The organism is Enterobacter sp. MGH 4 (genome assembly GCF_000534735.1).
GTDB classification, from domain to species: domain Bacteria; phylum Pseudomonadota; class Gammaproteobacteria; order Enterobacterales; family Enterobacteriaceae; genus Enterobacter; species Enterobacter intestinihominis.
Genome location: NZ_KI973295.1, coordinates 181,882 through 206,037 on the forward strand (window position 1 = coordinate 181,882; position 24,156 = coordinate 206,037).

At 56.1% G+C, this 24,156-nt stretch carries 20 protein-coding genes and 1 other RNA gene; 11 read left to right on the forward strand and 10 right to left on the reverse strand.

Going from position 1 to position 24,156, the window contains the following annotated elements:
* Positions 1–15: 15 nt before the first annotated feature.
* From pflB to garL, 9 genes are all read right to left on the reverse strand, one after another.
* Positions 16–2,310, reverse strand: a complete 2,295-nt coding sequence (gene pflB, locus L350_RS05225) for a formate C-acetyltransferase (RefSeq protein WP_032626378.1) — start codon at positions 2,308–2,310, stop codon at positions 16–18.
* Between the two features lie 15 nt (positions 2,311–2,325).
* Positions 2,326–3,534: a propionate kinase gene (tdcD, locus tag L350_RS05220; protein WP_032626381.1), complete on the reverse strand. Its 1,209-nt coding sequence runs from the start codon at positions 3,532–3,534 to the stop codon at positions 2,326–2,328.
* A gap of 30 nt (positions 3,535–3,564) precedes the next feature.
* Entirely contained in the window at positions 3,565–4,896 is a 1,332-nt protein-coding gene (gene tdcC / locus L350_RS05215; protein WP_022649486.1) for a threonine/serine transporter TdcC, read from the reverse strand.
* A 9-nt stretch (positions 4,897–4,905) separates the two neighbouring features.
* On the reverse strand, positions 4,906–5,895 hold the full coding sequence (gene tdcB / locus L350_RS05210) for a bifunctional threonine ammonia-lyase/L-serine ammonia-lyase TdcB (protein WP_032626468.1): 990 nt from the start codon (positions 5,893–5,895) through the stop codon (positions 4,906–4,908).
* Between the two features lie 96 nt (positions 5,896–5,991).
* Complete coding sequence (gene tdcA, locus L350_RS05205) at positions 5,992–6,912, reverse strand: transcriptional regulator TdcA (protein ID WP_023298702.1); 921 nt, start codon at positions 6,910–6,912, stop codon at positions 5,992–5,994.
* A 672-nt stretch (positions 6,913–7,584) separates the two neighbouring features.
* Positions 7,585–7,961: RNase P RNA component class A (gene rnpB, locus L350_RS22880), an RNA gene on the reverse strand.
* 32 nt (positions 7,962–7,993) lie between these two features.
* Positions 7,994–9,139, reverse strand: a complete 1,146-nt coding sequence (gene garK, locus L350_RS05200) for a glycerate 2-kinase (RefSeq protein ID WP_032626383.1) — start codon at positions 9,137–9,139, stop codon at positions 7,994–7,996.
* 56 nt (positions 9,140–9,195) lie between these two features.
* Positions 9,196–10,086 (reverse strand): 2-hydroxy-3-oxopropionate reductase, encoded by an 891-nt coding sequence (gene garR / locus L350_RS05195; RefSeq protein WP_022649490.1) that lies wholly within the window; start codon positions 10,084–10,086, stop codon positions 9,196–9,198.
* Positions 10,087–10,107: 21 nt separating this feature from the next.
* Complete coding sequence (gene garL / locus L350_RS05190; protein WP_032626385.1) at positions 10,108–10,878, reverse strand: 2-dehydro-3-deoxyglucarate aldolase; 771 nt, start codon at positions 10,876–10,878, stop codon at positions 10,108–10,110.
* Positions 10,879–11,244: 366 nt separating this feature from the next.
* On the opposite strand from garL, the gene garD reads away from it, so the two are divergent.
* Entirely contained in the window at positions 11,245–12,816 is a 1,572-nt protein-coding gene (gene garD, locus L350_RS05185; protein ID WP_023307046.1) for a galactarate dehydratase, read from the forward strand.
* 107 nt (positions 12,817–12,923) lie between these two features.
* Here garD and L350_RS05180 read toward each other — a convergent pair whose 3' ends face one another.
* Entirely contained in the window at positions 12,924–13,727 is an 804-nt protein-coding gene (locus L350_RS05180; RefSeq protein ID WP_015571958.1) for a DeoR family transcriptional regulator, read from the reverse strand.
* Positions 13,728–13,966: 239 nt separating this feature from the next.
* Between L350_RS05180 and kbaZ the strand changes: the two genes are divergently transcribed.
* From kbaZ to L350_RS05130, 10 genes are all read left to right on the forward strand, one after another.
* Positions 13,967–15,274 (forward strand): tagatose-bisphosphate aldolase subunit KbaZ, encoded by a 1,308-nt coding sequence (gene kbaZ / locus L350_RS05175; RefSeq protein ID WP_032626388.1) that lies wholly within the window; start codon positions 13,967–13,969, stop codon positions 15,272–15,274.
* Between the two features lie 19 nt (positions 15,275–15,293).
* Entirely contained in the window at positions 15,294–15,767 is a 474-nt protein-coding gene (agaV, locus tag L350_RS05170; RefSeq protein WP_003861728.1) for a PTS N-acetylgalactosamine transporter subunit IIB, read from the forward strand.
* A gap of 10 nt (positions 15,768–15,777) precedes the next feature.
* On the forward strand, positions 15,778–16,557 hold the full coding sequence (gene agaW, locus L350_RS05165) for a PTS N-acetylgalactosamine transporter subunit IIC (protein ID WP_003861730.1): 780 nt from the start codon (positions 15,778–15,780) through the stop codon (positions 16,555–16,557).
* Complete coding sequence (gene agaE, locus L350_RS05160; protein WP_032626390.1) at positions 16,547–17,425, forward strand: PTS N-acetylgalactosamine transporter subunit IID; 879 nt, start codon at positions 16,547–16,549, stop codon at positions 17,423–17,425. The genes agaW and agaE overlap by 11 nt, the downstream gene beginning before the upstream one ends.
* Positions 17,426–17,441: 16 nt before the next feature.
* Positions 17,442–17,876: a PTS galactosamine/N-acetylgalactosamine transporter subunit IIA gene (gene agaF, locus L350_RS05155; protein WP_032626392.1), complete on the forward strand. Its 435-nt coding sequence runs from the start codon at positions 17,442–17,444 to the stop codon at positions 17,874–17,876.
* Positions 17,873–19,006: an N-acetylglucosamine-6-phosphate deacetylase gene (gene nagA / locus L350_RS05150; protein WP_032626394.1), complete on the forward strand. Its 1,134-nt coding sequence runs from the start codon at positions 17,873–17,875 to the stop codon at positions 19,004–19,006. The genes agaF and nagA overlap by 4 nt, the downstream gene beginning before the upstream one ends.
* Positions 19,007–19,252: 246 nt before the next feature.
* On the forward strand, positions 19,253–20,398 hold the full coding sequence (locus L350_RS05145; RefSeq protein ID WP_032626396.1) for an SIS domain-containing protein: 1,146 nt from the start codon (positions 19,253–19,255) through the stop codon (positions 20,396–20,398).
* A 12-nt stretch (positions 20,399–20,410) separates the two neighbouring features.
* Positions 20,411–21,283: a tagatose-bisphosphate aldolase subunit KbaY gene (gene kbaY / locus L350_RS05140; RefSeq protein WP_003861740.1), complete on the forward strand. Its 873-nt coding sequence runs from the start codon at positions 20,411–20,413 to the stop codon at positions 21,281–21,283.
* 116 nt (positions 21,284–21,399) lie between these two features.
* Positions 21,400–22,971, forward strand: a complete 1,572-nt coding sequence (gene malX / locus L350_RS05135; protein WP_032626399.1) for a maltose/glucose-specific PTS transporter subunit IIBC — start codon at positions 21,400–21,402, stop codon at positions 22,969–22,971.
* A 12-nt stretch (positions 22,972–22,983) separates the two neighbouring features.
* Positions 22,984–24,156 carry a MalY/PatB family protein gene (locus tag L350_RS05130; protein WP_032626401.1) on the forward strand — a complete coding sequence of 391 codons (1,173 nt, stop codon included), beginning with the start codon at positions 22,984–22,986 and terminating at the stop codon, positions 24,154–24,156.

The window sequence follows — 24,156 nt, forward strand, 5'->3', positions numbered from 1 at the left end:
AAGATGGAGCCTGTGTTAGATCGCCTGCGTAAACGTCCTCGAAATCACGTCCTGCTGCTGCTCGCGCGTCAGAGCGTTAAACCGCACCGCATAGCCTGAAACGCGGATCGTCAGGTTCGGATAGTTCTCCGGATGGGCGATGGCATCCAGCAGCATCTCCCGGTTCATCACGTTGACGTTCAGGTGCTGCCCGCCCTCAATGGTCGCTTCGTGGTGGAAGTACCCGTCCAGCAGCCCGACAAGGTTGGTTTTGCGCACCAGCTCGTCCTTGCCCAGTGCCTGCGGCACGATGGAGAAGGTGTAGGAGATCCCGTCTTTGGCATAGGTGAACGGCAGCTTGGCGACCGAGGTCAACGACGCCACCGCTCCTTTTCTGTCGCGCCCGTGCATCGGGTTGGCGCCAGGCGCAAACGGTGTACCGCCGCGACGTCCGTCCGGCGTGTTGCCGGTCTTCTGCCCGTAAACCACATTGGAGGTGATGGTCAGGATCGACTGTGTCGGCACGGCGTTGCGGTACGTCGGCAGCGCCTGGATTTTCTTCATAAAGCGCTCAACCAGATCGCAGGCGATACTGTCCACGCGATCGTCGTTGTTGCCGTATTGCGGATAGTCGCCTTCGATGACGAAATCGACCGCCAGACCGGTGTGGTCGCGCACCGGTTTTACCGTGGCGTACTTGATGGCCGACAGGGAATCCGCCGCCACCGACAGCCCGGCAATGCCACAGGCCATGGTGCGGTAAACGTCCCGGTCGTGCAACGCCATCAGCGAGGCTTCGTAGCTGTATTTATCATGCATGTAGTGAATGAGATTCAGCGCACTGATGTACTGCACTGCCAGCCAGTCCATGAAGTGATCGAGGCTCGCCATTACGGTGTCGTAATCCAGTACCTCATCCAGCAGCGGCTCGGTTTTCGGCCCCACCTGGATCTTCAGCTTCTCATCCACCCCGCCGTTAATCGCGTACAGCAGCGTTTTCGCCAGGTTGGCGCGTGCGCCGAAGAACTGCATCTGCTTGCCGATCACCATCGGACTGACGCAGCAGGCAATGGCGTAGTCGTCGCTGTTGAAGTCGGCACGCATCAGATCGTCGTTCTCGTATTGCAGCGAGGAGGTGACGATCGAGACCTGCGCGGCGTATTTCTTGAACGCGATCGGCAGCTGTTCGGACCAGAGGATCGTCAGGTTTGGCTCCGGCGCAGGCCCCATGGTGTGCAGGGTATGCAGATAGCGGAAGCTGTTTTTGGTCACCAGCGTACGGCCATCCAGCCCCATGCCGCCAATCACTTCCGTGGCCCAGATCGGATCGCCGGAGAAGAGCGTGTCGAACTCCGGCGTGCGCAGGAAGCGCACCATGCGGATCTTCATGATGAAGTGGTCGATCAGCTCCTGGGCCTGCACCTCGTTCAGCCTTCCTGCCTGCATGTCGCGTTCAATGTAGATATCGAGGAACGAGGCCGTGCGCCCCAGCGACATCGCCCCGCCGTTCTGGGATTTCACTGCGGCAAGGTAGGCAAAGTAGACCCACTGCACCGCTTCCTGCGCATTCATCGCCGGACGTGAAATATCAAAGCCATAGTTCGCCGCCATCTGCTGGATCTGGAGCAACGCACGTTTATGCTCCGCCAGCTCCTCGCGCAGGCGGATCGTGGCCTCCAGATCGTCTCCGCGCTCCAGTTTCCCCTGGAGATCGGCGAACTGAAGTTCCCGCTCGCGCACCAGATAGCTGATGCCGTACAGCGCCACGCGGCGGTAGTCGCCGATGATGCGTCCACGCCCGTAGCCGTCCGGCAGACCGGTGAGCACGCCGGATTTTCGGCAGCGCATCATCTCCGGGGAATAAACGTCAAATACGCCCTGGTTGTGGGTTTTGCGCAGGTCGGTGAAGAGATATTCAAACTGCGGATCCATCTCGCGACCGTAGGCTTCGAATGAGCTGCGGATCATATTGATTCCGCCGTACGGATGCAGGGCCCGCTTGAGCGGCTTGTCGGTTTGCAGGCCGACGATCGTCTCCAGCTCCTGGTCAATATAGCCCGGCCCGTGCGCGGTAATGGTGGTGGCGATGTTGGTGTCAAAATCCACCGGAGCGTGAGTAGCATTCTCCTGGCGAATGCCGACCATCACCTTCTGCCACAGCGCCGTCGTTGCTGGCGTCGCCTGCGCGAGGAAAGCTTCATCGCCTTCATAAGGGGTGTAGTTATGCTGAATAAAATCGCGCACGTTAACGGCGTTTTTCCATTCTTCACCGCGAAACCCGGCCCATGCGTCGCTGTAAGGCGCGACGCCCGTATCGATTGTTACTTTCATCAGATTCTCGCTTTATCAGGCGTAAGCCGCAGCCGGGGTGACCTTCCCAAGACGGAGGGCGTCCAGCGCGATCATTTTTTCTTCATTGGTAGGGATCACCGCGCAGGCCGCGCGGGACGACTCGGTGGAGATCACGCCCTCACCCGCGCTGCCCGGCAGGGCATTTTTGGACTCGTCGAGGATGATGCCAAACACCTTCAGGTGCTCCACCACCAGCGCGCGGATAAGCACGGAGTTCTCACCGATCCCGCCGGTAAACACCACGCCATCCAGACGGTGCAGGGATGCGGCATGACCGGCGATATGCCGCGCTATGCGGTGGACAAAGGTCTTTATCGCCAGCCGCGCCCGCTCGTTGCCGTCATGCCAGGCTTTCTCCAGCACGCGCAAATCGGAGGAGATGCCGGAGATCCCCAGCAGCCCGGACTCTTTGTTGACCACGCGCTCCAGATCCTCGAACGTCTGGCCGGTCTGCCGGGCAATCCACGCCATCGCGCCAAAATCTACGTCGCCACAGCGCGTGCCCATCACCAGTCCTTCAAGCGGCGTCATCCCCATGGACGTGTCCACGCTTCTGCCGTTACGCACCGCGCAAATGGACGCCCCGTTGCCGAGATGGGCAATCACCAGGCCGCTGTCTTCGGCGGAGAGCCCGAGAAGCGCGTGCGCCTGCGCCGCCACGTAGCGGTGAGAGGTACCGTGGAAGCCGTAGCGGCGCACGCCCAGCTCTTCAAAATAGCGGTACGGCAAGCCGTACAGATACGCCTGCGGCGCCATGGTCTGGTGGAAGCTGGTATCAAATACCGCCACCTGCTGCACCCCGGGGAAGAGTCGCTCTGCGGCTTCCACGCCGCTCAGGTTAGCGTAGTTATGCAGCGGCGCCAGCGGGGAGACCTGGCGGATCTGCTCCATCACCTCTTCCGTGATCAGGGTCGACTCGCTGAAGAGATCGCCGCCGTGGGCAATGCGATGGCCAATCAAAGCCACGCTGCCCATCAGGTCGCGCTTCTCCAGCTCCAGGGCGATGGCGGCCAGCGCCCCTTCGTAGTCCTGATGAGCCAGTCTGACTGGCTCACCCCCATTCACGGAAATAAAGGCTTTTTCTGTGTTGATGCCGTCCGCAATGCCCGTCAGCAGGGCATCGCAGCCTGCGGCGTCCAGCACCGAAAACTTAACAGAGGACGATCCGCAGTTAATGACCAGTACTACCGGAAACTCAATCATGGTATGGCTCCGCTCTTCCTGAGCTTTGGTTTAAAACAGTTTGTACACGATGTTCAGAATGGTCAGCAGGCCGACCACGGTTACGAAGATGTTCTCGGTCCGGCCTTTGTATTTCGCCAGCGCCGGTGCTTTGCGGATGGCGTACATCGGCAGCAGGCACAGCAGAGAGGCGATAATTGGCGCGCCCATGGCTTCAATAAGGTCGAGAATGTTCGGGTTGGCATAGGCCACAATCCAGGTGGAGCCCATGATGAAGACCATGCTGATGGTGTTCAGCTTGCCCACGGAGACGTTCTTCTTGTCGCCCTTGTAGCCGAACTTAACGATCAGGCCGTTCAGCCCCTCCAGCGTGCCCAGGTAGTGACCGAAGAAGGATTTAAAGATAGCGACCAGCGCGATGATGGACGCGCCGTACTCCAGCACCGTGGCGAACGTGGATTTACTGCCTGACATCGACGCAAAGTGGTTCGCCAGGTAAGAGAGCACCGGAATGTTCTGCGCTTTGGCGTCCGCCATGTTCTGCGGAGAGAGCGTAAACAGGCAGCTAAAGGCGAAGAACATCACCACCGCCACCATCAGCAGGCTGGCGCGACCGATGATTTTGGAACATTTCTGCTCGGTGAATTCTTTACCAAACTCCGGCTCGTACTCTTCGCGCTTGGAGACCACAAACGAGGAGACGATAGGCGAGAAGTTGAAGGAGAAGACCATAATGGAAATCCCCAGCCACACCGTGACAAGAATGCCGTCATGACCGGTGAAGGCGATATCGCTCAGGTTAACCTGGTCGATCACCGCTGAGTTCCAGTACGGGATCAGCGAGAGAGAAATCAGCACCAGGCTGGCGATGAACGGGAACACCAGGTAGCTCATCACCTTCACCATCAGGTCTTTACCGAACCAGATCACAAAGGCCATCAGCAGCAGCAGGAACAGCGCTACCACGCCGCGGTTCAGGGCAGGCATCTGGAGCTGGTTTTCCCAGAAGGTCATAAAGGTGTTGGTAATGGTGACGCCGTAAATCCACAGCAGCGGGCAAATAGCAAAGAAGTAGAGGAAGGTGATCACCACCCCGCCGGTCTTACCAAAATGCTCCTCCACCGTTTCGGTGATGTTGCCGGAGACGTTACTGCCGGACAAACACAGACGCGCCAGCGCGCGGTGGCAGTAAAAGGCAATGGGGAACGCCAGAACCAGCATCAGCAGAATAGGGATCAGGCCACCAAAGCCTGCGCGGATGGGGAAGAACAGCACGCCAGCGCCAATGGCGGTACCAAACAGGCCGAGCGTCCAGGTGGTATCCGATTTACGCCAGGAGGACGTTTTTGTCTGGCCAACGATAATGCTTTCTGTGTTGCTCATAGGTCACCTTTATGCGTCAACGAAGCCGGTAATTTGGGAAACACGGGAGAGATCAATATTGCCGCCGGAAATAATGCAGACGGTTTTTCGGCCCTGAATATAGTGGTCCAGCTTGCCGCTTAATAACGCCGCGCACGCCAGCGCGCCAGCACCTTCCGTAACCACTTTATTTCGCTGAATAAGCGCGATCATGCTGTTGCGAATCTCGTCTTCGCTGACCAGCACAATGTCGTCAACCAGTTCACGAACGATTTCGAAGGTTAAATTACCCGGGCGAGACACGTCGCAGCCGTCCGCTAATGTGCCGGTAATGCGGTGGTTCGTTATTTCACCGGTCTGATACGACGCCGCCATTCCGTGCACGTTTTCAGACTGCACGCCGATAATATTGATAGTTGGGTTGATGGATTTAATTGCTGTCGCAATACCGGCAATTAAACCACCACCGCCGATGGGAACAATCACGTTATCCACGTCGTATAAATCTTCGAGGATTTCCAGGCCGATGGTGCCCTGACCGGCGATCACTTTCGGATCGTCGTAAGGCGGGATAAATATGCGCCCTTCCATCTCGACGATTTCGCTCACTTTGGCGATAGTGTCGTTAAAGTTCTCGCCGTGCAGCACCACTTCGGCGGAGTAGTCGCGCGTGGCGGCCACCTTGGATTTCGGCGCGCCCATAGGCATTACTACTTTGCCGTCGATGCCAAGCATGGCGCAGGAGAGCGACACCCCCTGCGCGTGGTTCCCTGCGGAACAGGCAACCACGCCCTTGCGTTTTTCCGCATCGGTCAGCGAGCTTAATTTATTAAACGCCCCACGTATTTTAAACGAACCGGTACGCTGCATATTTTCAAATTTCAGGAATATCTCACCCTTACACCGTTCGCTCAGATAATTTGAACGCGGCATACCGGTTTTATAGATCTTTCCCGCCAGTCTTTTTCTGGCGTCCTGAATATCTTCAATGGTCACCGGGAGATCGTAAGTAATGTGCATAATATCCTCGTTATAATAATTCATTATTTTCAGGCAAAGTCAGGGTATCAGAGCGTTAAAAAGCGTCGCTCCGGGTGTTTTAAATCATCATTATTTCTATCGTCGTTTTTCGATATTCATCGACGAATATTGTTTTGCCAGTTCAACTAATACTGACGCCGATTTTTTAATACTGTAATTTTTTGACCACACGGCAGCATAACGCGCCACAGGTAATGCATCTTCCACCGGCAGGACAATAAACTGGTCCGAGCCGAATGGCGCAATCATGTCACGGGGGATCACCGTCAGGTAATCGGCATTGAGGACAAGGTTATAGATGGTGACGACAGAATCGGTCTGGACGATGTTTTCAATGCTGATGTGGTTATCTTGCAGGGTGGTCAGGAGTTCGTTGTAGTAGCCCATATCGGTTTGCGGCATCACCCACTGCTCGTGCGTGAGCGATGCCAGTCTGGTCGGGCCGGTGCACGTTCGTGATTTACTCGCCACCAGCACAAACTCAGATTCAAAGAGTGGCTCAACGTGAAGATCCTGGAGCAACATCCCGTCGCTCAGCGTGCCGATGGCGAAATCCAGCCGGCCATCGCGAATGGCGGGCAGGAATGAAGAGAGCTGCGCTTCATACATTGAGACGCGCGCCTTCGGGAACACTTCCTTGAATTTTTTGATCATCCCGGACAGGAAGGTGAAGCCAATCAGCGACGGATAGCCGAAGGAGACGTCCATGACGGTACTGAAACTGAGGCTATTGATCTCGCTCACCATGTTTTTCATTTCGCGGGTGATCGACTCAGCGTAGGACAGCAGCACCTGACCGGCGGCAGTGAGTTTTACGCCGGTGTTTTTACGCACCATCACTTCCACCCCAAAGTAAGATTCGATGTCGCTGATGATTTTGCTGACGGCAGGTTGCGTCAGCCCCAGTTGTCTTGCAGCAGAACCTATAGAGCCACTTTTGATGACTTCCTGAAATACCACGAGGTGCTGTGTTTTCGGTAGAATAATAGTATTCATAATATTCTGCGCTTATTTCCCTATGACGCAGCGGATTCTACCCAATATTGTTTCAGGGGGTATGTGCTGTTACTCACAATTTGCCAGGATGCCCTTTTTACAACCACATTTAAAATCGATTTATAATCTTATTATTCAAACAGTTAGATAGCTAAAAATACGCAATTACGCTGATATTGATCAACAAAATCCGCGGTAATAAATTTATTTTATGGCAATAACCAGCATGAATTTTTTTGCCTTAACAATATTAATAAAGACTATCTTTCAGGCAATTAAAGGTTAATAAACCATCATTATTCTTTTAAAACATTTTTGTGGTTTATCAACTTTACCAGGAATATTTTCTCAGCTTCCGGTTAAAGAGTGGGATATATCACACATTCACCAGAAGAATGTTTTTAGATTCAATATTAAATTATCAAATGAATAACATTCAGCATCACTGATTCAACATTCACAACATCTGTTCAACACTAAAATTTTCTAATTTTATAGCGTTAAATTTTGTGATTACGATCATGCGCAGCAGATGAAAGGAACGCATAGTCGGTAAAACAGTGAAATGTGCTTAGCGTCGCAAAATTGAGAATTGATGTCGTTTGGCGCTTCGCTTACCCGGCCTGCAACCTTCAGAAAACAAAAACCCCGCCGAAGCGGGGTTTGGTAAGAAGTTGAAGCTGACCGATAAGCCGGGTTCTGTCGTGGACAGTCATTCATCTAGGCCAGCAATCGCTCACTGGCTCAAGCAGCCTACCCGGGTTCAGTACGGGCCGTACCATGTGAACCCCTATTTGGCCTTGCTCCGGGTGGAGTTTACCGTGCCACGGACTGTTACCAGCCGCGCGGTGCGCTCTTACCGCACCCTTTCACCCTTACCTGATCCCGCTTACGCGGGCCATCGGCGGTTTGCTCTCTGTTGCACTGGTCGTGGGTTTCCCCCCCAGGCGTTACCTGGCACCCTGCCCTGTGGAGCCCGGACTTTCCTCCCCTCCGCCCGTCTCCCCCGAAAGGGACGACGACGAAGCGGCGACTGTCTGGTCAGCTTCGGCGCGCAGTATAGAGGGTTTGCGCGCCGCTGTCACCCCTGGCTACGCATGCCTACCTGCAATGTGGCCGCGATATTGCGCGAGGCGCGGTAAATGTTGTCGTACGCTCCCTGGAACGCCTCTTCCAGTGAACCGATGCGGGTCAATACGCTGAACACCGCGTCGATGCCGTACTGATGCACCACACCCACATCCTGCGTCAGACTTCCGGCAATCCCTATCACCGGCTTATGGTATTTTTTGGCGACGCTCGCCACGCCGACGGGCACTTTGCCATTAATGCTCTGGCTGTCGATGCGTCCTTCTCCCGTCAGCACCCACGTGCAGTCGTGAATATGTTCTTCAAGATTGAGCGCCTGAGTGACAATCTCAATGCCGCTTTTCAGCTCAGCGCCCAGGAAGGCCATCAGCGCCGCGCCCATGCCGCCCGCCGCTCCTGCCCCCGGAACCGGGTTGACGTCAATGCGCAGGGATTCTTTGATCACCTCGGCGTAGTGGCTAAGACTGGCGTCGAGTTCGAGGATCATCTCCTCCGTGGCGCCTTTTTGCGGGCCAAAGATACGCGACGCGCCGCTTTCACCGACCAGCGGATTCGTCACGTCACAGGCGACGCGGATTGCGCACCCCTGAAGACGCGGGTCAAGATCCGAAATATCAATACGGTTCAGCGCCATCAGGCTGCCGCCGCCGTAGCCGATCTCCGTCCCGTTCGCATCCGTAAACCTCGCGCCCAGCGCCTGCATCATACCCGCGCCCCCATCGTTGGTTGCGCTCCCGCCGATACCGATAATGATGTTGCGCGCGCCTTTATCCAGCGCGCGGAGGATCAGCTCCCCCGTCCCGCGCGACGTCGTGACCAGCGGGTTACGCTGCGCGGGAGGAACAAGTACCAGGCCGCTGGCGGCGGCCATCTCGATAAACGCGGTGGTACCGTCGCCCGAGATCCCCCAGCTGGCCTTCACCTTTTCCCCTAACGGGCCGGTGACGACAGCCTGCTGCCAGGTGCCCTGCGTCGCGGCGATCATCGCTTCAACCGTACCTTCTCCGCCGTCAGCAACGGGAACAGACACGTAATGAGCGTCGGGGAAAATTTCCCGAAATCCTTTTTCTATCGCCTGCGCCACCTCAGTGGCAGACAGGCTTTCTTTATAAGAGTCTGGCGCGATTACGATTTTCATAGTTGTATGCCTGAGCCGTAGGCCCGGTAAGCGTAACGCCACCGGGCGGGACGTCATTAGCGAGCAATTTCAACCTTCGCCAGCTTTTCGTAATAGCACGCTAACGCGCTGTGATCGGCGGTGCCCAGACCGTCCGCACGCAGCGCCTGCATCATCTCCATGACGGCGGCAGTCAGCGGCAACTGCGCGCCCACGCCGTGGGAGGTATCCAGCGCATTCGCCAGATCTTTAATGTGCAGATCGATGCGGAAGCCCGGCTTGAAGTTACGATCCATCACCATCGGTGCCTTGGCATCCAGCACGGTGCTGCCCGCAAGACCACCGCGAATGGCCTGATAGACCAGATCCGGATTAACGCCCGCTTTGGTGGCCAGCGTCAGTGCTTCGGACATGGCCGCGATGTTCAACGCCACAATCACCTGGTTTGCCAGCTTGGTGACGTTGCCTGCGCCTATTTCACCGGTATGCACCACGGAGCCAGCCATGGCTTTCATCAGGTCGTAGTATTTGTCGAACACGGCTTTATCGCCCCCCACCATTACCGACAGAGTACCGTCGATGGCTTTCGGTTCGCCGCCGCTGACCGGCGCATCCAGCATCTCCACGCCTTTCGCTTTCAGCGCCTCGCTGATTTCGCGGCTCGCCAGCGGTGCGATAGAACTCATGTCGATCACCACCAGACCCGGCTTCGCGCCGTCGATAATGCCGTTCTCACCCAGCGCCACCTCTTTCACGTGCGGGGAGTTTGGCAGCATGGTGATAATGACATCGCACTGCTCGGCGATCGCTTTTGCAGTTGTCGCCGTTTCTGCGCCAGCCGCAATCACTTCTGCCACCGCGTCTGAATTACGATCTAAAACCACCAGTGAGTAACCTGCTTTGATGAGGTTTTTGCTCATTGGTTTGCCCATGATACCCAGGCCAATAAAACCCACTTTCAGCGTCATAATCTGTTTCCTCAATGATGGTTATTTTTGAAAAGCGTCTGCTAATTTCTGCGTGGCGGCGCGGAATACGCCGAGGTCGCTGCCGACGGCGACAAACGTTGCGCCCCACTCCAGGTAGCGGCGGGCATCAGCTTCCACCGGCGCCAGAATGCCGCACGGTTTACCGTGCGCTTTGGCACGGGCAAAAATGTGCTGGATTGCCCGCTGCACGTCCGGGTGGCTGGCGTTGCCCAGATGACCAAAGGCGGCCGCAAGATCGCTCGGGCCGACGAAAATACCGTCGACACCTTCGGTCGCGGCAATGGCGTCGACGTTATCGACCCCCTGCTGGCTCTCGATCTGAACCAGAATGGTGATGTTCTTGTTGGACTGGGCGAAATAGTCCGGCACGGTGCCAAACATGTTGGCGCGGTGCGAGACAGACACGCCGCGGATCCCTTCCGGCGGATAGCGGGTGGCAGCTACGGCCAGCACCGCTTCTTCTTCCGTTTCAACAAACGGGATCAGGAAGTTGTAGAAGCCGATATCCAGCAGACGCTTGATGATCACCGGCTCGTTGGTAGGTACACGCACCACCGGCGCGCTGTGGCTGCCTTTCAGCGCCATCAGCTGCGGAATAAACGTGTTGATATCGTTTGGCGCATGTTCGCCGTCCAGCACCAGCCAGTCGAATCCGGCCAGGCCCAGCACTTCGGTGCTGATGGGGTTGGCCAGCGCAGACCAGCAGCCAATCTGAATCTGATGCGCCGCAAGGGCCGCTTTAAATTTATTCGGGAAGATGTCGTTACTCATTACGTATACCTTTTTTAATTCCGCAGTTTTAGCCAGTAGCTTTTCTTATTTATTCCGACTCAGCGTCAGCGTTATATTTATTTACTGACTGAATTTTGGCGTTATAAAATCGTCATTCAGTATAATCGTCACCACCCTGCAGCACATTGTCTCAATGCTCAATTATCCAACGGGGTTAGCACGCTATTTTGAGCATTTGCCCAATGCAGTGGGCGCTGATGCACAGAATCAACGATTAGTGTGTCGGGAGCGATCGCGATCACATTCTCACTTTTCCTCTCCTGACATTCTTTATTTCCTCAATAAGAAACGATTAACCATCTGGCTATATTTAGTATCAGATATTTTGCTGGAGATGAGTGAACAATGGCCGATATTGAAATTCGACAGGCGTCGCCGACGGCGTTCTATATAAAAGTGCACGATACCGATAACGTGGCGATTATTGTCAACGACAATGGCTTAAAAGCGGGTACCCGGTTCCCGGACGGGCTGGAGCTGATTGAGCACATTCCGCAGGGGCATAAAGTCGCACTGGTCGATATCCCGGCGCAGGGCGAAATCGTGCGCTACGGCGAAGTCATCGGCTATGCGGTGCGCGCTATCCCGCAGGGTAGCTGGATTGAGGAGTCGCTGGTTGAGCTGCCCACCGCCCCGCCGCTGGAGACGTTGCCGCTGGCTACCCGCGTCCCTGAGCCGTTACCTCCGCTGGAGGGTTATACCTTCGAAGGTTACCGCAACGCGGATGGCAGCGTGGGAACCAAAAACCTGCTTGGCATCACCACCAGCGTGCATTGCGTGGCGGGTGTCGTGGATTACGTGGTGAAAATTATTGAGCGCGATCTGCTGCCGAAATACCCCAACGTTGACGGCGTGGTGGGTCTTAACCACCTGTACGGCTGCGGCGTGGCGATCAACGCGCCCGCAGCGGTCGTGCCGATCCGCACGATCCACAATATCGCCCTTAACCCGAACTTTGGCGGCGAGGTGATGGTGATTGGCCTCGGCTGTGAAAAATTGCAGCCAGAACGCCTGTTGCAGGGTACTGAGGATGTGAAAGCCATTCCGGTTGACGAGGCCAGTATTGTGCGTCTTCAGGATGAACACCATGTCGGCTTCAGATCGATGGTCGACGACATTTTACAGGTGGCAGAGCGCCATCTGGAGAAGCTGAACAAACGCCAGCGTGAAACCTGCCCGGCCTCTGAACTGGTGGTTGGGACACAGTGTGGCGGCAGCGATGCGTTTTCCGGCGTCACCGCTAACCCGGCGGTAGGTTATGCCTCCGATCTGTTCGTGCGCTGCGGCGCCACGGTGATGTTCTCCGAAGTCACCGAAGTGCGTGATGCTATCCACCTGCTCACGCCGCGCGCCGTCAACGAAGAGGTGGGCAAACGCCTGCTGGAGGAGATGGCCTGGTACGATAACTATCTCGACATGGGCAAAACCGACCGCAGCGCCAACCCGTCTCCGGGTAACAAGAAAGGCGGCCTGGCGAACGTGGTGGAAAAGGCCCTCGGGTCGATTGCCAAATCCGGCCAGAGCGCGATTGTGGAAGTGCTCTCACCTGGCCAGCGACCAACCAAACGCGGTCTGATCTACGCGGCAACGCCTGCCAGTGATTTCGTGTGCGGCACCCAGCAGGTAGCATCCGGCATTACGGTACAGGTCTTTACCACCGGACGCGGCACGCCGTACGGCCTGATGGCGGTACCGGTGATCAAAATGGCGACCCGCACCGAGCTGGCAAACCGCTGGTATGACTTAATGGATATCAACGCGGGCACCATCGCCACCGGGGAAGAGAGTATTGAAGAGGTGGGCTGGAAGCTGTTCCACTTCATTCTGGATGTGGCAAGCGGGCGGAAGAAAACCTTCTCCGATCAATGGGGATTGCATAACTCGCTGGCGGTGTTTAACCCGGCACCGGTGACGTGATGGCCCCTCACCCTGTCCTCTCCCCACCGGGGAGAGGGTAAAAAAACCGCAACGAGCAGTCCCCTCTCCCCTATGGGGAGAGGGTTAGGGTGAGGGGAAAAGCCTCTTTAGACCAGCACCACATCGATCCCGCTTTTGCGTAACCCTTCCAGGCTTTCCGCCGGAATACCTTCATCAACGATAATCATGTCGATCCGCTGAGTATCAATGATTTTATGCAGGCTTGAACGGTTAAACTTGCTGGAATCAGTGACAACGATAATACGCTCCGCCACCTCGCACATTTTCCGGTTCAGACGGGCTTCATCCTCGTTGTGCGTACTCACCCCCCGATCGAGATCGATGGCATCGACGCCCAGGAACAGCAGGTCAAAATGGTAATTCTGTAAGGACTGCTCCGCCTGGTCACCATAGAAGGACTGCGACTGACGGCGCAAGTGCCCGCCGGTCATCAGCAGCTCCACTCCCTCCGCTTCCAGCAGCGCGTTTGCCACGTTCATCCCGTTGGTCATGGCAATGACATCGGTATGCTGGCGCAGCATGCGGGCAATTTCAAAGGTTGTGGTGCCGGAGTCCAGAATAATGCGATGACCCGGCTTCACCAGTTCAGCCGCCGCCTGCGCGATGCTGCGCTTCACAGCCGTATTAAGGGAACTTTTGTCCTCAACGGACGGCTCCACGCCGGGGGCATTGCCTTCGCAAATCAGCGCGCCGCCGTAAGCGCGAACGGCAATCCCCTGCTTTTCCAGAAAGGCCAGATCGTTACGGATCGTCACCGTCGACACGCCGTATAAAAGAGAAAGATCGTTAACCTGCACGCTTCCCTGCGCCCGCAACCGCTGAATGATCTGCTCTCGCCTTTCACTGGTGCCGGTGATGCGCTTCTCTGCGGATGAATCGGTGCTGCTCATACGAGCTCCTTAGTAAATTAACTTTCGTTTCATTTCTTTTTGCTTATTAACGCCTTTCTTTTGAGGGAATGCAAGCCCTGTATGGTGAGCAGACGCAAGCTTAACCGCCGCTGAAACCTTTCATTATGTTTCTTTTGTGAAACAGATCGGAAAACTATTATCTTTCGTTTTATTTTTACCCCACCATAATGCAGTATCAAATGAAACAAAACGAAAGATGAATACCAACACCATCCGAAATGGAGAGGAAAGTGAAACATCTGACAGAAATGGTGGAACAACATAAACGGGGGAATACAAACGGGATTTACGCCGTCTGTTCCGCACATCCATTGGTACTTGAAGCTGCAATTCGTTACGCCCATTCACAACAGACGCCTCTGCTGATTGAAGCCACCTCAAACCAGGTGGATCAGTTTGGCGGCTATACCGGTATGACGCCCGCCGATTTTTATGGGTTTGTCTGCAATCTGGCGGGATCTCTTGGTTTCCCCACCTCACAGCTGATCCTTGGCGGCGATCATTTAGGTCCAAACCGCTGGCAAAACCTGCCAGCTTTGCAGGCGATGGCGAACGCCGACGATCTGATCAGAAGCTACGTGGCGGCCGGATTTAAAAAAATTCACCTCGATTGCAGCATGTCCTGCGAAGACGATCCGGTTCCTTTAACCGATGCAATCGTTGCCGGGCGTGCCGCTCGGCTGGCTAAAATTGCCGAAACCACCTGTATCGAGCAATTTGGCGTAGCGGATCTGGTCTACGTTATCGGCACGGAAGTTCCGGTTCCCGGTGGGGCACACGAAACGCTGACCGAGCTTGAGGTCACCACACCAGAGGCGGCACGTGCCACGCTTGAGGCACACCGCCACGCATTCGAGAAGGAAGGGTTAAGCGACATCTGGCCGCGCATAATTGGCCTGGTGGTTCAGCCTGGCGTTGAGTTCGACCATGCGCATGTTTGTGACTATCAACCGCATAAAGCCGTCGCACTGAGCAAGATGGTTGAAGCCTACGACACGCTCGTATTTGAAGCACACTCTACCGATTACCAGACGCCGCAGGCGCTGCGCCAGTTGGTGAAAGATCACTTCGCCATTCTGAAAGTCGGCCCTGCGCTAACCTTCGCGCTGCGCGAAGCGCTGTTCTCCCTGGCTGCAATTGAAGAAGAGCTTTTGCCGGCAAAAGCCTGCTCAGGACTGCGTCACGTCCTGGAAAACGTGATGCTCGATCGCCCGGAATACTGGCAAAGCCACTATCACGGCGACGGCAATGCCCGTCGCCTGGCCCGCGGTTACAGCTATTCCGACCGCGTGCGCTATTACTGGCCAGACAGCCAGATTGACGAGGCTTTTGAGCGACTGGTACGCAACCTGGCGGATGAACCGATCCCGCTGCCGCTGATCAGCCAGTATCTGCCGTTGCAGTACAGCAAAGTTCGCGAGGGTGCTCTCAGGTCCATACCACGGGAGCTCATTCTCGACCACATTCAGGACATACTCCAGCAGTACCATGCCGCCTGCGAAGGCGTAACGACTCAACACGCATAATTAAAAAGAGGAAAACGCTATGCCAAACATTGTCTTATGCCGCATTGATGAACGCCTTATCCACGGTCAGGTGGGTGTACAGTGGGTGGGGTTTGCGGGGGCGAACCTGGTGCTGGTGGCAAATGACGAGGTTGCAGACGATCCGGTTCAGCAAAACCTGATGGAGATGGTGCTTGCGGAAGGCATCGCCGTGCGTTTCTGGTCCCTGCAAAAAGTGATCGACAACATTCATCGCGCCGCCGATCGGCAGAAAATTCTGCTGGTCTGTAAAACACCGGCTGATTTTTTAACGCTGGTCGAGGGCGGCGTGCCCATCACCCGTATCAACGTCGGAAATATGCATTACGCCAGTGGCAAACAGCAAATTGCCAAAACGGTATCTGTAGACGCGAACGATATCGCCGCGTTTAACGGCCTGAAGGCGGCCGGAGTGGAATGCTTCGTTCAGGGCGTTCCAACAGAGACTGCTTTGGATCTCTTTAAACTGCTCTGAGGGATTCACAATGGAAATCAGTCTGTTGCAGGCTTTCGCGCTGGGGCTTCTCGCCTTTATCGCGGGCCTGGATATGTTTAACGGCTTAACACACATGCACCGTCCGGTGGTGCTCGGGCCACTGGTTGGCCTGATTCTGGGCGATCTGCACACCGGAATTCTGACCGGCGGTACGTTAGAACTGGTCTGGATGGGTCTCGCGCCGCTGGCGGGCGCGCAGCCGCCAAACGTGATTATCGGCACCATCGTTGGCACCACATTTGCCATTACCACAGGCGTGAAGCCGGATGTCGCCGTTGGGGTCGCCGTGCCGTTTGCCGTGGCGGTTCAGATGGGGATCACTTTCCTCTTCTCGGTGATGTCCGGCGTGATGTCCCGCTGCGATCGCATGGCGGCTAACGCAGACACCCGTGGTATTGAACGGGTCAACTATCTGGCACTGCTGGCGCTCGGCGTCTTCTACTTCCTGTGTGCGTTTCTGCCCATCTACTTCGGGGCTGAACACGCGAAAACCGCCATTGATGTCCTGCCGGAACGTCTGATCGACGGTCTGGGCGTCGCGGGCGGCATCATGCCAGCGATCGGCTTCGCCGTGCTGCTGAAGATCATGATGAAAAACGTCTACATCCCTTACTTCATTATCGGCTTTGTCGCCGCGGCCTGGCTGAAACTGCCGGTGCTGGCGATTGCCGCGGCTGCGCTGGCGATGGCGCTGATCGACCTGCTGCGCAAATCGCCTGAACCGACGGCGCCTGCGGCCCAGAAAGAGGAATTTGAAGATGGCATCTAATCCAACCACCCTGCCGGGCGTGTCTGAAAGTGAAAAGACGCTGCTGACCGGCGTGAATGAAAACGTCTACGAAGACCAGAGTATTGGCGCTGAGCTAACGAAAAAGGATATTAACCGTGTCGCCTGGCGTTCCATGCTGCTACAGGCCTCGTTCAACTACGAGCGAATGCAGGCCTCCGGCTGGCTGTATGGGCTACTGCCCGCGCTGAAAAAGATCCACACCAATAAGCGGGACCTGGCGCGCGCCATGAAAGGCCATATGGGCTTCTTTAACACCCACCCGTTCCTGGTGACCTTCGTCATCGGCATTATTCTGGCAATGGAGCGTTCCAAGCAGGATGTGAACAGCATCCAGAGCACTAAAATTGCCGTCGGTGCACCGCCCGGTGGCATTGGTGACGCCATGTTCTGGCTAACCCTGCTGCCTATTTGCGGGGGGATTGGCGCCAGCCTGGCGCTACAGGGATCCATTCTTGGCGCCGTGGTCTTTATCGTGCTGTTTAACGTGGTGCATCTCGGCCTGCGTTTTGGTCTGGCGCACTATGCCTACCGGATGGGTGTCGCCGCGATCCCGCTGATCAAGGCCAACACCAAAAAGGTTGGTCATGCTGCGTCCATTGTCGGGATGACGGTGATTGGTGCACTGGTGGCAACCTATGTGCGCCTGAATACCACACTCGAGATTAAAGCCGGGGATGCGGTCGTCAAACTGCAAACCGACGTGATCGACAAACTGATGCCCGCCTTTCTGCCGCTGGTCTACACCCTGACCATGTTCTGGCTGGTACGCCGTGGCTGGAGCCCGCTGCGCCTGATTGGCATCACCGTGGTGCTGGGCGTTGTCGGTAAATTCTGTCACTTCCTGTAAAAGCAAAGAGGTTGCGATGTTAGGCATTATTTTGACGGGTCATGGCGGTTTTGCCAGCGGGCTGGAACAGGCGATGAAGCAAATCCTCGGCGAACAGCCGCAGTTTATCGCCATCGATTTTCCGGAAAGCTCCACCACTGCGCGGCTGACCGCGCAGCTTGAGCAGGCAGTGAATGATTTGGATGCAGAGCACGATATCGTGTTTCTCACCGATCTTCTCGGCGGTACGCCGTTTCGTGTGGCCTCTACCCTCGCGATGCAACACCCCGGCAGCGAAGTGATCACCGGCACCAATCTCCAGCTTTTGCTGGAGATGGTTCTGGAGCGCGACGGGTTAAGCAGTGAAGCATTTCGTTTGCAGGCGCTGGAGTGCGGCCATCGCGGCCTGACCAGCCTGGTGGATGAGCTTGCACGCTGTCGCGAGGAAGCGCCCGCCGAGGAAGGGATATGAGCCAGCTGCTGCGCGCGCGTCGTCTGCTTACCGGGCAGGGCTGGCTGGATGACTATCAGCTGCGCATGGATAGAGGCGTCATCACCGCCATCGAGCCGATTCCGGCAGGGGTTAACACCCGCGAGGCAGACCTGCTTTGCCCGGCATACATTGATATCCACGTCCACGGCGGCGCGGGTGTGGATGTGATGGATGATGCCCCCGACGTACTGGACCGGTTAGCCATGCATAAAGCGCGTGAAGGCGTGGGGGCGTTTCTGCCTACCACCGTCACCGCTCCGCTGGAGGCGATCCATGGCGCGTTACGGCGCATTGCCCGACGCTGTCATGTCGGTGGCCCCGGTGCGCAGGTCCTGGGCAGCTATCTGGAAGGCCCCTACTTTACGCCGCAGAACAAAGGGGCACATCCGCAAGAACTGTTTCGCGAACTGGATCTCGCGGAACTTGATGATCTGATTGCGGTTTCGCAGAACACGCTGCGGGTAGTGGCGCTTGCGCCGGAAAAAGCGGAAGCCCTGAAGGCGATCCATGACCTCAAGCAAAAAGGGATACGCGTCATGCTGGGCCACAGCGCCGCTACATACGCGCAAACCCTGGCCGCATTTGATGCAGGCGCAGCCGGGCTGGTGCACTGCTACAACGGCATGACGGGGTTACACCACCGGGAGCCCGGCATGGTTGGCGCTGGCCTTACGGACCCACGTGCGTGGCTGGAGCTTATTGCCGACGGGCATCACGTTCATCCTGGAGCCATGCGGCTGTGTTGTTGCTGCGCGAAGGATCGTACGGTGCTGATTACCGATGCCATGCAGGCGGCGGGTATGCCTGATGGGGGCTATACGTTGTGTGGTGAAAGTGTCGAGATGCAGGGCGGCGTTGTCCGCACGGCCTCAGGCGGGCTGGCGGGCAGCACGCTCGCGCTGGATGCCGCCGTGCGAAATATGGTGGAGCATACGGGGGTCGCCCCAGAGCAAGCTATCCATATGGCTTCACTGCATCCCGCCCGTCTGCTCGGTATGGATCACTTGCTGGGATCGTTAGCGCCTGGCAAACGCGCCAATATTATTGCGCTGGATGCGGGTTTACACCTCCGGCAGATTTGGATCCAGGGTCAGGCTCTTTCCCTGTAGCCCTTTCACAGTGTGCCCTGTTGGCCTTACGGAAGACGATCGTAAGGCCTTTCTTTTCCTTTCCTTGATTTTCTCCTTTCCTTTCGCGATCACACTTTTCGTTTTATTTCTTTTACGCCATTGAACTTTCGATTTCTTTTCTATAGATTTTATTTAACTGCTAAAGTGAACAAGTGAAACGAAACGAAAGATAGCGACACGTTTGCCAGCGTCTGATGTGGAATTCACACGACTAAGGACTGAGTTATGCCACAAACCACTACCGCCACCACCGGCACCTGGACCGAAAAAGAGATCCGCCAGCAGCCAGCCAGCTGGCTTCGCTCGCTCAACAATATTGATAACCTGCGCGCGTCGATCGACAGTTTTCTGACACCACTGTTGCGCAAGCCCGATCTGCGGATCGTTCTGACCGGCGCGGGTACGTCCGCTTTTATCGGCGACATCATTGCGCCATGGCTTGCCAGCCACACGGGGAAAAACATCACCGCGATACCTACGACCGATCTGGTCACCAACCCGATGGATTATTTCAGCCCTGCGCACCCGCTGCTTCTGGTCTCTTTCGCCCGTTCTGGCAATAGCCCGGAGAGCGTCGCCGCCGTTGAGCTAGCGAATCAGTTCGTACCGGAGTGCTACCACCTGTCGATCACCTGTAATGAAGCGGGCAGCCTGTACCAGAATGCCGTCGACAGCGATAACGCCTGCGCTCTGCTCATGCCAGCCGAAACGCACGATCGCGGGTTCGCGATGACAAGCAGCATCACCACCATGATGGCGAGCTGCCTGGCGGTATTCGCACCGGAAACGATCAACAGCAAAACGTTCCGGAACGTGTCCGATCGCTGTCAGGCGATCCTCACTTCTCTTGGCGATTTCAGCCCCGGCGTCTTTGGTAACGAACCGTGGAAACGCATTGTTTATCTGGGCAGCGGTGGATTACAGGGCGCCGCACGGGAGTCTGCGCTGAAAGTGCTGGAGCTGACCGCCGGCAAACTGGCGGCATTCTACGATTCGCCAACGGGTTTCCGTCACGGGCCTAAGTCACTGGTGGACAACGAAACGCTGGTCGTCGTGTTTGTCTCCAGCCATCCGTACACGCGTCAGTACGATCTGGATCTGCTCGCCGAGCTACGTCGCGATCGTCAGGCTATGCGGGTAGTAGCCATTGCAGCCGAAACGGATCCGGTCATTGAAGCTGGCCCGCATATCCTGCTGCCGCCTTCTCGTTCATTTAACGATATGGAGCAGGCGTTCTGCTTCCTGATGTACGCCCAGGTCTTCGCACTGACCCAGTCTCTGCACGTTGGCAATACGCCAGATACGCCATCCGCCAGCGGTACGGTTAACCGTGTGGTCCAGGGCGTCGTTATTCATCCGTGGCAGGCTTAAGAGGACAGGCTCATGAGTATTATTTCCACCAAATATCTTTTGCAGGACGCACAGGCAAAGGGCTATGCCGTTCCGGCCTTTAACATTCATAACGCCGAGACGATCCAGGCGATCCTCGAAGTCTGTAGCGAAATGCGATCCCCGGTGATCCTCGCGGGTACGCCGGGGACGTTTAAACATATTGCGCTGGAAGAGATCTACGCCTTGTGCAGCGCATATTCCCTTACTTATGACATGCCGCTGGCGCTACACCTCGATCACCACGAATCGCTGGATGACATTCGCCGCAAAGTCCATGCCGGCGTACGTAGCGCAATGATCGACGGTAGCCATTACCCCTTCGAACAAAACGTCAAGCTGGTGAAATCGGTCGTCGATTTCTGTCACCTCAACGACTGTAGCGTCGAGGCCGAACTGGGCCGACTGGGTGGAGTGGAAGATGACATGAGCGTCGACGCCGAAAGCGCGTTCCTGACAGACCCGCAGGAAGCAAAACGCTTTGTCGAACTGACAGGCGTGGACAGCCTCGCCGTTGCCATCGGAACCGCGCACGGCCTCTATACCAAACGCCCAAAAATCGACTTCCAGCGGCTGGCCGAGATCCGCGAGGTAGTGACAGTGCCGCTGGTACTGCACGGTGCGAGCGATGTTCCGGATGAGGATGTGCGCCGCACCATTGAGCTGGGCGTCTGCAAAGTTAACGTCGCAACAGAGCTGAAAATCGCCTTCTCTGACGCAGTCAAAGCCTGGTTTGCCGAGAACCCACAGGGCAACGATCCGCGCTTCTACATGCGCGTCGGCATGGATGCCATGAAAGAGGTGGTCAGAAGCAAAATCACCGTTTGCGGCTCGGCGAACCGGCTGCTGCTTCCGGCTGAAGCCTGAACCCATCGCGCATAACGTTAGTACCTAAAAAATAACTATAAGCCTCGCAAATATGAAGGCGCGTCCTTAAGCCGGACAGCGCCTTCCATTATCCTAAAAATCCGAGGAGTCCCTACATGACACAGGAAAAGTCGTTTAAATCGAAAGCGTGGGAGTTTTTCCAGAGCCTGGGAAAGACGTTTATGTTCCCGGTTTCGCTATTGGCCTTTATGGGGTTGTTGTTAGGTATCGGTAGTTCTGTCACCAGCCCTTCCACCATCAAAAGTTTTCCCTTTCTGGGCGGTGAGTTAACGCAGCTCACCTTTGGTTTTATCGCCATGGTCGGCAGCTTTGCTTTTACCTATCTGCCGCTGATGTTTGCTATGGCGATCCCAATGGGCCTTGCCAGACGTAATAAAGCGGTGGGCGCTTTTGCCGGATTCGTTGGCTACATGCTGATGAACATGAGCATCAACTACTACCTGACCGCCACCCACCAGCTTGCGGATGCCGCCACCATGAGACAGGTGGGACAATCCATCGTGCTTGGCATTCAAACGCTGGAGATGGGCGTGCTCGGCGGCATTGTGGTAGGGGTGATCACCTACTTCCTGCACGAACGCTTCCAGGACACGGTGCTGCACGACGCATTTGCCTTCTTTAGCGGCATTCGTTTTGTACCGATTGTTACCGCCCTCACCCTGTCGCTGGTCGGCCTGGTCATCCCCCTGCTGTGGGAATATGTGGCAATGGGCATTGCCGGGATTGGTCATATCATCCAGAGCACCAGCGTCTTTGGGCCGTTCCTGTATGGCGTGGGCGTGCTGCTACTCAAACCTTTTGGCCTGCATCACATTCTGCTGGCGATGGTGCGCTTCACCCCGGCGGGCGGCATTGAGATGGTTAACGGCCAGGAAGTGGCCGGTGCGCTGAACATTTTCTACGCCGAGCTGAAAGCGGGTCTGCCGTTTAGCCCGCACGTTACGGCATTTTTATCGCAAGGGTTTATGCCGACCTTTATCTTCGGCCTGCCTGCCGTGGCTTACGCTATCTACCGCACCGCGCGCCCGGAAAACCGTCCGGTGATTAAAGGGCTGCTGCTTTCAGGCGTGCTGGTTTCAGTTGTCACGGGTATTTCAGAGCCGATTGAGTTCCTGTTCCTGTTTATTGCCCCTGTGCTTTACGCGTTTCATATCGTTATGTCTGGCCTGGCGCTGATGGTGATGGCGCTGCTCGGCGTCACCATCGGCAACACTGACGGCGGTATTCTGGATCTGCTGATCTTCGGCGTCATGCAGGGGATGTCGACCAAATGGTATCTGCTGTTCCCGGTGGGTATTGCCTGGTTTGCTATCTACTTCTTCGTCTTCCGCTGGTACATCCTCAAGCACGATATAAAAACGCCAGGCCGTGAGGTTGACGCGCAGGGTGCGCTCCAGGCGGTGGAAGCCAATACCCGGGCACGTGGAAAATCAAAATACGATCATGGGCTTATTCTTCGCGCGCTTGGCGGTAAAGAGAATATTGAGTCGCTCGACAACTGCATTACCCGCTTACGTCTGGTGGTGAAAGATATGGGGCTTATCGACCAGCAGGCGCTGAAGGCCGCTGGCGCCTTGTCAGTCGTGGTGCTTGATGCCCACAGCGTTCAGGTGATCATCGGCCCGCAGGTGCAGAGCGTCAAATCCGGCATTGAAGCCTTAATTTAACAGGGGGTCGTTGTGTTTAATTTCGACAGAATCATTGAGCGTAAAAGCGATAAATGCCGTAAATGGGATCATGCGTTTGTGTGTTCGCGTTTCGGTGATGTCCCGGAGGGATTTATCCCGCTGTGGATAGCAGACATGGATTTCACCTCGCCACCCGCCGTGATTGAAGGCTTTCAGCGCATCGTGGAGCATGGCACCTTCGGTTACACCTGGTGCTTCGACGAATTCTACGATGCGGTCATCGCCTTCCAGCGCACCCGTCATCAGGTTGAGGTGCATAAGTCATGGATCACCCTGACCTACGGCACCGTTTCTACGCTGCACTATACGGTTCAGGCGTTCTGCAATCCCGGCGACTGCGTGATGATGAACACCCCGGTGTATGACCCGTTTGCGATGGCGACACAGCGACAGGGCGTGCAGGTGCTTGCAAATCCGCTGAGCGTGAAGGAAAACCGCTATCAGCTGGATTTTAATTTGATTGAAGTTCAGCTCAAAACTCACCGTCCAAAACTGTGGTTCTTCTGCTCGCCGCATAACCCTTCGGGCCGAATCTGGCACGCGGATGAGATACGCCAGGTGTCCGATCTCTGTAAGCGCTACGGCACGATTCTGGTGGTTGATGAGGTTCACGCCGAGCACATTCTGGACGGTACATTCGTCAGCTGTCTGACTTCGGGCTGTGCCGCCCAGGACAACCTGATTGTGCTGACCTCCCCCAATAAAGCCTTCAACCTTGGCGGGCTAAAAACATCCTACTCAATGATTCCAGACGATTCGCTGCGCCAGCGTTTCCGCCAGCAGTTGGAGAAGAACTCCATTACCTCGCCGAATATCTTCGGCGTGTGGGGGATTATTCTGGCCTATCAGCAAGGTCTGCCATGGCTCGACGCGCTGAATGGTTATCTGCGCGGCAATGCCCGCTACCTTGCGGATGCCATCCAGACCTACTTCCCTGCATGGAAGATGATGAACCCGGAGTCGTCGTATCTCGCCTGGATAGACGTCAGTGCGGACGATCGCAGTGCGACGGCGCTAACCCAACATTTCGCCAAACAGGCTGGCGTGGTCATCGAAGATGGCAGCCACTACGTACAAAACGGCGAAAACTACCTGCGTATTAACTTCGGCACCCAGCGCTACTGGCTGGAACAGTCCATCAACCGAATGCTGAAGCATTACTGA